The sequence below is a fragment of the Bradyrhizobium nivariense genome (assembly GCF_029846695.2).
In the GTDB taxonomy this organism is placed as follows: Bacteria; Pseudomonadota; Alphaproteobacteria; order Rhizobiales; family Xanthobacteraceae; genus Bradyrhizobium.
On sequence record NZ_JARWCR020000093.1, the window covers coordinates 1 to 12,153 of the forward strand.

Sequence of the window (12,153 nt, forward strand, 5' to 3'; positions counted from 1 at the left end):
CCATCCCCCTTCAAAACACCCGGCGGATCCAGCCCCCCGCCGGCACAATCCATTCGGAGTCAAACCATGAGCCGCCGTGTTTCCTGGGAAGGTGTCTTCCCGGCCGTCACCACGCAATTCCATGACGATCTCTCGCTCGACATCGACGCAACCGCCAAAGTGATGGACGGGCTGATCCGCGACGGCGTCTCCGGCCTGATCGTCTGCGGCTCGGTCGGCGAGAACACCTCGCTGGAGCGCAAGGAGAAGGTCGCGATCATGGAGACGGCGAAGTCCGTCGCGGCCGGCCGCGTGCCCGTGCTGTGCGGCATCGCCGAATTCACCACGGCCTTCGCGGTTGAGACAGCGAAGGAGGCCGCGCGCATCGGCATCGACGGCGTGATGGTGATGCCGGCCCTGGTCTATTCGTCGAAGCCGCACGAGACCGCCGCGCATTTTCGTGCCGTCGCCACCGCGACCGACCTGCCGGTGATGCTCTACAACAATCCGCCGATCTACAAGAACGACGTCACCCCCGACATCCTCGCCTCTCTCGCCGACGTCGAGACCGTCGTCTGCTTCAAGGATTCCTCCGGCGACACAAGGCGCTTCATCGACACACGCAACATGGTCGGCGACCGCTTCGTGCTGTTCGCAGGACTCGACGACGTCATCGTCGAGAGCATCGCCATGGGTGCTGTGGGGTGGGTGTCCGGCATGTCGAACGCCTTTCCGCGCGAGGGCGAGACGCTGTTTCGCCTCGCCAAGGCGGGGCGCTATGCCGAAGCCATGCCGCTCTACGAATGGTTCATGCCGCTGCTGCATCTGGATGCACGGCCGGACCTCGTCCAGTGCATCAAGCTGTGCGAGCACATCATGGGCCGCGGCACCGCGCTGACCCGCCCGCCCCGCCTCGCGCTGCTGCCGCGAGAGAAGGCCGAGGTCGAGGCGATGATGGTCAAGGCGCTCAAGAACCGGCCGCGCCTGCCGGATGTGGGCCTGAAGGCAGCGTAGGCGCCTTACGTCGCCGCGCGCTTCCGCTTGGCGTTCAGCGCGGACGCCACGCGGCTCACCGGCGGCTTGCCGAGCAAGCCGCTGATCTCATTGGTGGCCGCCAGCAGCCGGTCCATATCGACGCCGGTCCTGATCCCCATGCCCTCGAGCATGTAGACGACGTCCTCGGTCGCGACGTTGCCGGTCGCGCCCGGCGCGTAGGGACAGCCGCCGAGGCCGCCGGCGGCGGCGTCGATGACGCGGACGCCCTCCTCCATCCCCGCATAGAGGTTGGCGAGCGCCTGGCCATAGGTGTCGTGGAAATGCATCGCGAGATTGGCGGGAGGGATGTTGGCGCTGACCGCGCGCAGCATCTCCTTGGCTTTGGTCGGCGTGCCGACCCCGATGGTGTCGCCGAGCGAGATCTCGTAGCAGCCGAGCTCCCACAGCGCGTTGGCGAGATCGGCGACGGCTTTCGGCTTGATCTCGCCGTCGAACGGACAGCCCAGCACGCAGGAGATATAGCCGCGTACCCCGACACCATCGGCCTTGGCGCGCGCCAGCACCGGCTTGAAGCGCTCGATGGACTCCGCGACCGTGCAATTGATGTTGGCCCGCGAAAAGCCCTCGGAGGCAGCGGCGAACACGGAAACGACTTTCGCGCCTGCGGCGCGGGCGGCCTCGTAGCCCTTCTCGTTCGGCACCAGCACGTGAAATTCGGCACCGGTCTCGTGGCTGACGCCGCGCAGCACGGCGTCCGAGCTCGCCATCTGCGGGATCGCCTTGGGCGAGACGAAGGCACCGACCTCGACCGTATTGAGGCCGGCCGCGACCAGAGCCTCGATGAAGGCGATCCGGGCCTCGACGCTGACTGCCGTCTTCTCGTTCTGGAGGCCGTCGCGCGGCCCCATTTCGATGATGCGGACCTGGTCGCTCATGTCACTCTTCCGAAGCCTCGACCACGGCTAGCTCGACGCCCTCCTGGACGATATCACCGACCTTGCATTTGACCGATTTCAGCACGCCGGCATAGGGCGCGCGCAGCGTCTGCTCCATCTTCATCACTTCCAGCGTGAGGATCGGCGCGCCCCTCTCGAGCTTGGCGCCCTCCTCGGCCAGCACGGCAACGACGGTACCCGGCAGCGGTGCCACGATCTTGTCCTCGCCGGCGTGCTCCTCGGTCTCGCCGCCGAACGGGTCGACCCAGTGCAGGTCGAAGCGGCCGTTGCGCGTGCGCAAATACAGCTCATGGCCGTCGATCACGGCCGCCACGGACGATTTGATGCCGTCGAGCGTGAGATCGAAGCCGCCATCCTTTGGCGCAATCGCAAACGCCAGCTCGCGTTCGCCGATCACGAGCGTCGACGGGCCGCTGCCATAGTTCAAGGTGACTTTCAGCTCAGGCCCATGACCAGCACCATGACCGACACGAAACGCAAAGTTGCGCTGACGGCGGCCGACTGGCATCCAGCCAAAGGTCTGCCACGGCGAATTCGCGTCGCCTTGCGCGACTTGCCGTTCGTCGTTGACCACAGCGGCGACCGCGGCGCAGAGTTCGAGATCGCCTGGCGCCGGCGTGGCCTGCGTCAAGACCGCCAGCTCGCGTTCGATGAAGCCGGTGTCGACCGCGTTCGCCCTCACCTTCGGATGCGTCATCAGCGCCGACAGGAACGGGATATTGGTGACGATGCCGCGGACGTCGGACTCTTCCAGCCCGCGGTTCAGCCGCTCGATCGCGACATCCCGCGTCGGTGCCCAGGCGATCATTTTTGCCAGCATCGCATCGTAGTGCGGCGAGACCGTATCGCCCTCCCGATAGCCGGCGTCGATGCGCAGGCCCCCGGTTTCGGCCGGCAGACGCCAGGTTGATATCTTGCCCACTGACGGCATGAAATTCCTGGTCGGGTTTTCCGCGTAGACGCGCGCCTCGACCGCATGGCCGTTGAGGCGGATCTCGTCCTGCTTCAAGGGAAGCGCCTCGCCGAAGGCGACGCGGAGCTGCCACTCCACCAGATCGATGCCGGTGATGAGCTCGGTCACGGGATGCTCGACCTGGAGACGAGTGTTCATCTCGATGAAGAACACGTCCTTGCCGTCGGAGACGAACTCGATGGTGCCGGCGCCGACATAGTTGACGGCCCCCGCCGCCTTTCGCGCGGCGGCACATACTGTTTCGCGCTGGGCCGCATTGAGCGTCGGCGACGGCGCCTCCTCGATCACCTTCTGGTGCCGGCGCTGCAGCGTGCATTCGCGCTCGAACAGCGACAGCAGATTGCCGTGGCTGTCGCCGATGATCTGCACCTCGATATGCCTGGGGTTATCGACATATTTTTCGATCAGCATGCGGTCGTCGCCAAACGCGGCCTTGGCCTCGCGCTTCGCGCTGACGATCGCAGGCCCAAGTTCTTCTGTGGACCGCACCACACGCATACCGCGGCCGCCGCCGCCGGCGGACGCCTTCACCAGAATGGGGAAACCGACCTTCTCGGCCGCCTTCGCCAGCGTCGCATCGTCCTGGGCCTCACCGTGATAACCGGGCACCAGCGGCACGCCGGCCTTCTCCATCAAAGCCTTGGAGCCGGATTTCGAGCCCATCGCCGTCATCATCCCGGCGGTCGGGCCGACGAAGACCAACCCCGCATCGAAGCAAGCCCGCGCGAATTCGGCATTCTCCGACAGGAAGCCGTAGCCGGGATGTATCGCCTCCGCGCCGGTCTTCCGCGCGGCCTCGATCAGCCGCTCGACGTTGAGATAGCTGTCGCGGGCCCGTGCGGGCCCGAGCAGCACGGCCTCGTCGGCGAGCGCGACATGCATCGCGTCGCGGTCCGCCTCGGAATAGACAGCGACCGTGCGCAGGCCCATGGCGCGCGCGGTGCGGATGACGCGGCAGGCGATCTCGCCGCGGTTGGCGATCAGGAGCGTGCGAAAACGGCGGTAGAGCTTTGAGCGGTCCATCGCATCACATCCTGAACAGGCCGAATTTCGTCGGTTCGATCGGCGCATTCGACGCCGCCGAGAGGCCAAGGCCGAGCACGAGGCGCGTGTCGGCCGGGTCGATTACGCCGTCGTCCCAGAGCCGCGCGGTCGCATAATATGGATGCCCCTGGCTCTCATATTGCGCGCGGATCGGGCTACGGAATGTCTCTTCGTCTTCTTGCGACCAGCTATCGCCCTTGGCCTCGATATTGTCGCGGCGGACCTGGCTCAGCACCATCGAGGCCTGCTCGCCGCCCATCACCGAGATGCGCGCGTTCGGCCACATCCACAGGAAGCGCGGTGAATAGGCGCGGCCGCACATGCCGTAATTGCCGGCGCCGTAGGAGCCGCCGATCACGACGGTGAATTTCGGCACCGACGCTGTCGCGACCGCCGTGACCAGCTTGGCGCCGTCGCGCGCGATGCCGCCGGCCTCGTATTTCTTGCCGACCATGAAGCCGGTGATGTTCTGCAAAAATACCAGCGGAATGCCGCGCTGGCAGCACAGCTCGATGAAATGCGCCCCCTTCAGCGAGCTCTCGCTGAACAGGATGCCGTTGTTGGCGATGATGCCGACCGGATAGCCAAAAATATGCGCGAAGCCGCACACCAGCGTCGTGCCGTAGAGCTTCTTGAACTCGTCGAACTCCGAGCCGTCGACGACGCGCGCGATGATGTCGCGCACGTCGAACGGCTTGCGGCCGTCGACGGGCACCACGCCGTAGATCTCCTCCGCCGCAAACAGCGGATCACGCCGCGGATGCATGTTGAGGTTCGGCCGCGCCGATGGCTTCAGCGTGCCGACGATGCGGCGGGCGATGCCGATCGCGTGCGCGTCGTTCTGGGCGTAATGATCGGTCACGCCGGACTGCCGCGAATGCACGTCGGCGCCGCCCAGTTCCTCGGCGCTCACCACCTCGCCGGTCGCGGCCTTCACCAGCGGCGGGCCGCCGAGGAAGATGGTGCCCTGATTGCGCACGATGATGCTTTCGTCCGACATCGCGGGGACATAGGCGCCGCCGGCGGTGCAGGAGCCCATCACGATCGCGATCTGCGGGATGCCGTGCGACGACATCTGGGCCTGGTTGTAGAAGATGCGGCCGAAGTGACGCTCGTCCGGAAAGATTTCGTCCTGCAGCGGCAGGAAGGCACCGCCGGAATCGACCATGTAGACGCAGGGAAGATTGTTCTGCCGCGCCACGTCCTGAGCGCGCAGATGCTTCTTCACGGTCATCGGGTAATATGTGCCGCCCTTGATGGTGGCATCATTGGCGACGATCACGCATTCGCGGCCCGAGATACGCCCCACCCCGGTGACGACGCTTGCCGAATGCACGTCGCCGCCATAGAGGCCATAGGCCGCGAGCGGCGACAGCTCCATGAACGCGGTGCCGGGATCGACCAGCAGGTCGACGCGCTCGCGCGCCAGCATCTTGCCGCGCGACGTGTGGCGGTTACGCGAGACCTCGCCGCCGCCGCCGGCAACCTGGCTCAGCTTTTCGCGCAAGTCCGCAACGAGGGTGCGCATGGCCTCGGAATTGCGCGCAAAGTCCGATGAAGACGTATCGATGCTGGAATGGAGCGGCATGTTGATTCCAATTGCGTGAAGGTTTTAAGCCGTCTCGGCCATCAATTCGCGACCGATCAGCATGCGCCGGACTTCTGAGGTGCCGGCGCCGATCTCGTAGAGCTTTGCGTCGCGCCACAGACGTCCGACCGGAAATTCGCTGGTGTAGCCGACCCCGCCCAGCGCCTGGATCGCCTCGCCCGCCATCCACGTCGCCTTCTCGGCGGAATAAAGGATCGCCGCGGCGGCGTCCTTGCGCAGGCTGCGCGCGTGATCGGCGCGGTCGCAGGCGCGCCCTACTGCGTAGACATAGGCGCGCGTGGCCTGCCAGGTCGCGTACATGTCGGCGAGCTTGCCCTGCATGAGCTGGAAGTCGCCGATCGGCTGGCCGAACTGCTTGCGCTCGTGCATGTAGGGCACCACCGCGTCCATGCAGGCCGCCATGATCCCGAGCGGGCCACCTGACAGCACCGTGCGCTCGTAATCTAGGCCGGACATCAGCACCTTGACGCCTCCACCGACCTCACCCAGCACATTCTCTGCCGGCACCTCGCACTCGTCGAAGAACAGCGGATAGGTGTTGGAGCCGCGCATGCCCAGCTTGTCGAGATGCTGGCCGTGGGTGAAACCCTTGAAGCCCTTCTCGATCAGGAAGGCGGTCATGCCGCGCGGGCCCGCCTCCGGATCGGTCTTGGCGTAGACCACGAGCACGTCGGCGTCGCCGCCATTGGTGATCCACATCTTCGAGCCGTTGAGCACATAGCGGTCGCCGCGCTTGTCGGCGCGCAGCTTCATCGAGACCACGTCGGAGCCGGCGCCGGGCTCGGACATCGCTAGCGCGCCGACATATTCACCGGAGATCAGCTTTGGCAGATAGCGCTGCCGCTGCGCGTCGTTGCCGTTGCGGCGAACCTGGTTGACACAGAGGTTGGAATGGGCGCCGTAGGACAGCCCGATCGCAGCCGAGCCGCGCGAAATCTCCTCCATGGCGACGATATGGGCGAGATAGCCCATGTTGGAGCCGCCATATTGCTCCGGCGCTGTCATGCCGAGCAGGCCGAGGTCGCCGAGGCGCTTCCAGAGGTCCGCCGGGAACAAATTGGCCTTTTCGATCTCCGCGGCGCGCGGGGCGATCTCCGCATCCACGAAGGCGCGCAGCGTATCGCGCAGCATGCCGATGTCTTCGCCCAGATCGAAATCGATGCTCGGGATATTCACGGCGATTCCTCCGTATTTTGGGGACCGAACCTAGCGGCATCAGGGCCCTTCTGCGGTCGAAAAGGTTGCATTTTCCGCCAAACTTGGCGAGGATTTTCCCAAAGGATTTCCGATGCCCTTTCAAGCCGCCACCGCGATCCCGCGCCGCGCCGTGACCCCGGCCGCCTTCGTCCGCGGCGTGGTTGCCGCCTACGCAAGGTACGGTCGCGATCCCACGGAGGCGCTGAGCCGGGGTCAGGTAGCGCCAGACCTTGTCAATTCTCCGGACGGGCGGGTCACGGCCGGCCAGTTCGAGGCGCTGGCGGGCCATGCCATGCGCGAGCTCGACGACGAGGCACTCGGCTGGTTCTCGCGCCGGCTCCCCTTCGGCACCTATGGCATGCTGTGCCGCGCCTCGATCACGGCGCCGACGCTGGAGGTCGCACTCAAGCGCTGGTGCCGGCATCATCGCCTGCTGACCGAGGACGTGCTGCTCGATCTCGCGGTCGGCGAGGACACCGCAATCGTCTCCATCCGCGAGCTGCGCGACCTCGGGCCTTTGCGCGAGTTCTGCCTGGTCACCCTGCTCCGCTATGTCCTGGGCTTCTCCTGCTGGGCGGTCGATTCCAGGATCGCGCTCCGCGCCGGGGAATTCCCCTACCCAGAGCCCGGCCACATCTCGGTCTATCCGACCATCTTTTGCCGGACTCTCCGCTTCGATGCGGACCGCGCTTCGATCATCTTCGACAAGCATTATCTCTCGCTGCCGCTCACCCGCAGCCCCGGTGATCTCGACAACATGCTCAAGGGCGCGCTGCGGCTGACCGTGCTGCCCTACCGGCGCGACCGGCTCCTGGTCGAGCGCGTCCGCCGCGTGCTGCGAAATGCGCGCGGACGCAGTCTCGGCGCCGAGGATGTCGCGAGCGAGCTCGCGCTCTCCACCCGCACCATGCACCGGCGCCTGCGCGAGGAGGCAACCTCGCTGCGCGATCTCAAGGAAGAGGCAAAGTTCGAGCTCGCCAAGCAGGAGCTGATGCGCGGCCGCACCCCGATCAAGCGGATTGCGGAGATCGCCGGCTTCCGCAACGAGAAGAGCTTTTCCCGCGCCTTCCGCACCTGGACCGGCGCCTCCCCGCGCGAGTTTCGCGGCCGGTATCGGTGAGGCGTAGGGCCTTATGGTTCGAGACGCGCCGCAAGGCGGCGCTCCTCACCATGAGGGTCTGACATTCCACCTCGCGACGAGACCTCATCCTGAGGAGCCCGCCCAAAGCGGGCGTCTCGAAGGATGGCCACAAGGAAATCGACCGCCATGCATCGACGCGCAGCGTCACGTCAATGTCATAAATTTACGGCCCCCGGGATCAAACCCGGAGGCCGCAATGTCTCGAAACCGGCCTCGATTTCGAGCGCCAGTTTTTTTGCGTTAGTTCGAGTTGGCCTGCCCGCCGGAACGGAGCTTGGTGCGCGAGTGCGTCTGCTTCGGCTGATAGGCGAGAGAGTCGTTCGTGCTCTTCGCGCCGCCGCTCTGCGAGCACGAACCGCCGATGCCGCCGGCCGCGGCACGGCAGGCTTCCATCGTCGGATAGCCGCAGCCATGAGCGGCCTGGGCGCCGTTGGTGATGCAGTATTCTTCTGCCTGTGCGGCCGGCGCGGCCATCATGAGAAACGCGGATGCAAACAGCGTCGCAGCGGATGCGACGAACGTCTTCGAGATCGAGGTCATGTTGTCTTTTCCTGCTTCAGGGTCCCACAAAAGAGGCCTCGGCATGCGACGCAGGCTGAGGTTCACGCCTCGCATGTAGGCGGACGCCATGAACCGGCAATCACGGCTCGGCGCATTGCAGGACTTCCCAAATCACATGTCACAGTTAGGTGAGTTACTAATCTTTTTGTCCCTCTTATCCGAACCTGTATTCCGGTAAGGGAATCACCCCCGCGCCTTCGGATTTTTGGATCTCGTTGCGCGAGCCACGTTTTGGGACGCGTCGCTGCCGATCTATCCTGCTGCAGCGATCCCCTGCAACGGCAGCGGCACATCCTTCGCCACCCCCAGCACCGGGAAGCTGCGGACATTCTTCACGTTCGGCATCGCGGCGAAATGCAGGAGCTGCTGGCGCATGCTTTCGACGCTCGGCGCCACGCATTTGAGAAGATAGTCAGTGTCGCCCGAAATCCGCCAACACTGCTGAATGCGCGGGATCGCGGCGATCGAGCTCTCGAACGCCTCCAGCACCGGCTGAGCCTGGCTGCCGAGCTGGATCGAGACGAACGACACCACCTCGTAGCCGAGCAGCCGCTCGTCGATGACGGCACGGATCGCCCGGATCACGCCGCGGCTGAACAGCGATTTCAGCCTCCTCACGCAGTTGGGCCCGGACACGCCGACGCGAAGCGCCAGCTCGTTGTTGCGGACCCGCCCGTCCTGCTGCAACTCGGATAGTATCTTCAGATCGACGCCGTCGAGCTGGTCACGCCCCGCCATACCCCACCTCGCCATGAGCCCGTCACGCAAGGCAGCGAAGCACGCGGCAAAATCGCTGCCAAGGGGTTCAACGGCAGGCGCGTCCTGGCGTCATGACCCGGTATGACGAGAGTCTTGGTCGGAAGGCCCGACCTCAGTGCGTCCAGGGCTCGCCGCGCCGGAACGAAAAATTGTCCGCATACGCGGCCGGCCGGCGCACCGACTCCTGCGGCTCGATCACCTGGTAGGCGATGCCCTTGCGCTCGCAATAGGCGACGGCCTCTTCCCTGCTGTGGAAGCGCAGCGTGATTTGCTGCTTCATGTCGCCGGACGAGGTCCAGCCCATCAGCGGCTCGACCGCGCGCGGCTGCTCGGGCTCATAGTCGAGCTGCCATTCCTTCGTCATCGACCGGCCGGATTGCATCGCGTTCTTGGCGGGCTTGAAAATGCGTGCGGTCATGGGATGGTCCGGGCCTCTTCTTCGTCTTTTCGTTCGATTTCGATGCGTCACGGTAGCAGTTGGTGGAAACCGCGGGCATAGTATAGAGACACCTTTTGGGAACTGATCGGTGATTCCGGCCCCGAGGGTCGCTCGCCGACGGGTATAATCATTATGCTGCACCGTGACAATTGCGTACCCGCCTTCCGCGCCGGGATCTCGCCCGGCGGCCCAGCCTCGTTGACGCCGACCTGTCCGTCCCCTCCGAAAGCTCCCGTCGCATGTCCTTCCTGAACATCAACGCCACGCTCCCCGAGAAGGGCCGTGACCTCAGGCTCGACCTGTTTCGCGGCATCGCGAACTGGGCGATCTTCCTCGACCATATCCCCGACAACGTGGTGAACTGGATCACCACCCGCAATTACGGCTTTTCCGACGCCGCCGACCTCTTCGTCTTCATCTCCGGCTACACCGCCTCCTTCGTCTACGCGCGGATGATGCTCGAGCGCGGCTTCCTCGTCGGCGCCACAAGGCTGACCAAGCGGGTCTGGCAGCTCTACGTTGCCCACATCATCCTGTTCGTGATCTACATCGCCTCGATCAGCTATCTGGCGCTGCGCTTCGGCGATTCCGAGATGATCAACGAGTTCAACGTCGCCGGCCTCGTCGACAACGCCACCGAGACGCTGCGCCAGGGCCTGTTCCTGCGCTTCAAGCCGCTCAATCTCGACGTGCTGCCACTCTACATCGTGCTGATGGGGCTGTTTCCGCCGGTGCTCTGGTTCATGCTGCGCAAGCCTGACCTGACGATGGCCCTGTCCATCGTGCTGTGGCTGACCGCGCGCCATTTCGGCTTGAACCTGAACGCCTATCCGGCCGGCCAGTGGTACTTCAACCCCTATTGCTGGCAGGTGCTGTTCGTGTTCGGCGCCTGGTGCGCCATGGGCGGCGCGCGGCGTTCGATGGCGTTGATCAACGCACCGGTCACGCTGTGGCTGTGTCTCGGTTACATGCTGTTTGCGCTGGTCATGACCATGGCCGGCCGCTTCCCGACCCTCGGCGGCATGTTTCCGGAATGGCTGTTCTCGGCGTTCAACCCGAACGACAAGACCAACCTTGCGCCCTACCGCTTCATCCACTTCGTCGTGATCGTGATCCTGGTGATCCGCTTCGTGCCGAAGGACTGGCCGGGCCTGGAATGGAAAGGGTTCGATCCGATCATCGTTTGCGGACAGCAATCGCTCGCCGTGTTCTGCGTCGGCGTATTCCTGTCCTTCGTCGGACATTTCGAGCTGTCGATGAGCTCGGGCTCGCTGTTCGCGCAGATCTTCGTCAGCGTCGCCGGCATCGCGATCATGACGACGGTGGCCTATTACATCTCGTGGTCGAAGAGGCAAGACAAGCCGCTGAAGCCGCCGCCGCCCAAGCCGGCGGCCACAGCGGCAGCGAAGTCCGCTTGAACGGACGGCAGCGGTACCCGCGCCGGACGGCAGCGATACCGCGCCGGAAGGCAGCGATGCCGCTTCAGGCCGCCGCTTCGCTGTCGAATTCGGTGAATTTCTTGTAGATCCAGTCGCGGCCGTCGTGGCGGCGCCAGACCTTGCCGTAAACGAGCTGCCCGTTGATGGAGCGGCGCGGCACGAGCACGGTCCAGAGGTGCCAGATCTCGGTCCAGCTCGCCTGCGGACCGACGGTTCGGACGTTGCGATCGAAAGACATGATGCAGAACTCACAGGATACGAGCGCCGCGACGAACTGTGATCTCGTGTGAGCACGAATTTCAGGCAGTCGGTCGCGCGCCGGGACCGATCTGATAACGATCGCCAGGCCGGCCGCAACAATCGCTCGTCCTTAACCTAACCGATCAACCTTACTTCTCGGGACGGCGCAGCAAGACCGGTTGAAAGCGGGCGTCAATTTTTCTAGACTGGATGCACGATTTGAGAATGAGCGCGCCGTTTTGAGCACGCACGCACGGTGATTTCTGAGCTGACACGAATTTTGAAACTATTGATGGGCTGGGACGACCACGATGAATTTGCAATGTGCATGTCTGCGCCTGGCGCTGCGATCGACGCCGCCTGCGCTGCTCGCGAAGATGCCGGCGCAGGAACTGCCGAAGGTCGCCAACGACAATCAGGTGGCCTGGCCGTTCCTGCCATTTCCGTTCGGCTGGTACGCGACGAATTGATGCTTGCAAAAGCGCAACGCCGCGCAAGCGGAATATCATCGCTTGGCGGCGTCCGTTAGGCATTGGGCGCTGAAATCCCCCAACACTCATATGTCTATCGCGACGGCCAAAGGTTCGACGAAGCTTTTCAAATTCTGCGCCGGCAGCTCCAGTCCAATGCCTTGAAAAATCGCGCGGAAGTCGCGTTGCGTAAAGAATGAGTGCCGAGGGTTTGGAGGGGGCTTTGAGAGCCTTGGGACGTCGGCTCGCCCTGGTTTCAGGGCGCAGTAAGCCGCGTGCCCTTCCCGGCGATCAGGTTCGCTCAGACGCCGGCGCTTGCGCTGGACGCACTGCTTGATGCGTCGTTGCCA

At 64.6% G+C, this 12,153-nt stretch carries 12 protein-coding genes; 4 read left to right on the forward strand and 8 right to left on the reverse strand.

The window, feature by feature from the left end; genetic code table 11:
- Positions 1-66: 66 nt before the first annotated feature.
- Complete coding sequence (locus tag QCM77_RS41160) at positions 67-993, forward strand: dihydrodipicolinate synthase family protein (RefSeq protein WP_279664692.1); 927 nt, start codon at positions 67-69, stop codon at positions 991-993.
- A gap of 5 nt (positions 994-998) precedes the next feature.
- Here the strand turns inward: QCM77_RS41160 and QCM77_RS41165 are convergent, their stop codons facing one another.
- From QCM77_RS41165 to QCM77_RS41180, 4 genes are read right to left on the reverse strand one after another with little or no spacing between them, the layout of a single operon-like run.
- A complete protein-coding gene (locus tag QCM77_RS41165) occupies positions 999-1,910 on the reverse strand; it encodes a hydroxymethylglutaryl-CoA lyase (RefSeq protein WP_279664693.1) in 912 nt (303 codons plus the stop codon).
- Between the two features lies 1 nt (position 1,911).
- A complete protein-coding gene (locus QCM77_RS41170) occupies positions 1,912-3,927 on the reverse strand; it encodes an acetyl/propionyl/methylcrotonyl-CoA carboxylase subunit alpha (protein ID WP_279664695.1) in 2,016 nt (671 codons plus the stop codon).
- A gap of 4 nt (positions 3,928-3,931) precedes the next feature.
- Positions 3,932-5,536, reverse strand: coding sequence for a carboxyl transferase domain-containing protein (locus tag QCM77_RS41175; protein WP_279664698.1), 1,605 nt, complete (start codon positions 5,534-5,536; stop codon positions 3,932-3,934).
- A gap of 24 nt (positions 5,537-5,560) precedes the next feature.
- A complete protein-coding gene (locus QCM77_RS41180) occupies positions 5,561-6,688 on the reverse strand; it encodes an isovaleryl-CoA dehydrogenase (protein WP_279664738.1) in 1,128 nt (375 codons plus the stop codon).
- Between the two features lie 157 nt (positions 6,689-6,845).
- Here QCM77_RS41180 and QCM77_RS41185 point away from each other — a divergent pair, with 157 nt between their 5' ends.
- On the forward strand, positions 6,846-7,874 hold the full coding sequence (locus tag QCM77_RS41185; RefSeq protein ID WP_279664700.1) for an AraC family transcriptional regulator: 1,029 nt from the start codon (positions 6,846-6,848) through the stop codon (positions 7,872-7,874).
- 261 nt (positions 7,875-8,135) lie between these two features.
- Here QCM77_RS41185 and QCM77_RS41190 read toward each other — a convergent pair whose 3' ends face one another.
- The 3 genes from QCM77_RS41190 to QCM77_RS41200 form a co-directional block, all read right to left on the reverse strand.
- Complete coding sequence (locus QCM77_RS41190; protein ID WP_279664703.1) at positions 8,136-8,435, reverse strand: DUF3551 domain-containing protein; 300 nt, start codon at positions 8,433-8,435, stop codon at positions 8,136-8,138.
- Positions 8,436-8,708: 273 nt separating this feature from the next.
- A complete protein-coding gene (locus QCM77_RS41195; RefSeq protein ID WP_279664706.1) occupies positions 8,709-9,194 on the reverse strand; it encodes an Lrp/AsnC family transcriptional regulator in 486 nt (161 codons plus the stop codon).
- 133 nt (positions 9,195-9,327) lie between these two features.
- Complete coding sequence (locus QCM77_RS41200) at positions 9,328-9,633, reverse strand: ETC complex I subunit (protein WP_279664709.1); 306 nt, start codon at positions 9,631-9,633, stop codon at positions 9,328-9,330.
- A 260-nt stretch (positions 9,634-9,893) separates the two neighbouring features.
- Here QCM77_RS41200 and QCM77_RS41205 point away from each other — a divergent pair, with 260 nt between their 5' ends.
- Entirely contained in the window at positions 9,894-11,072 is a 1,179-nt protein-coding gene (locus QCM77_RS41205) for an OpgC domain-containing protein (protein WP_279664711.1), read from the forward strand.
- 64 nt (positions 11,073-11,136) lie between these two features.
- Here the strand turns inward: QCM77_RS41205 and QCM77_RS41210 are convergent, their stop codons facing one another.
- Positions 11,137-11,331 carry a hypothetical protein gene (locus tag QCM77_RS41210; protein WP_279664714.1) on the reverse strand — a complete coding sequence of 65 codons (195 nt, stop codon included), beginning with the start codon at positions 11,329-11,331 and terminating at the stop codon, positions 11,137-11,139.
- A gap of 313 nt (positions 11,332-11,644) precedes the next feature.
- Here QCM77_RS41210 and QCM77_RS41215 point away from each other — a divergent pair, with 313 nt between their 5' ends.
- Positions 11,645-11,803: a hypothetical protein gene (locus tag QCM77_RS41215; RefSeq protein ID WP_279664717.1), complete on the forward strand. Its 159-nt coding sequence runs from the start codon at positions 11,645-11,647 to the stop codon at positions 11,801-11,803.
- The last annotated feature ends 350 nt before the right edge of the window (positions 11,804-12,153 follow it).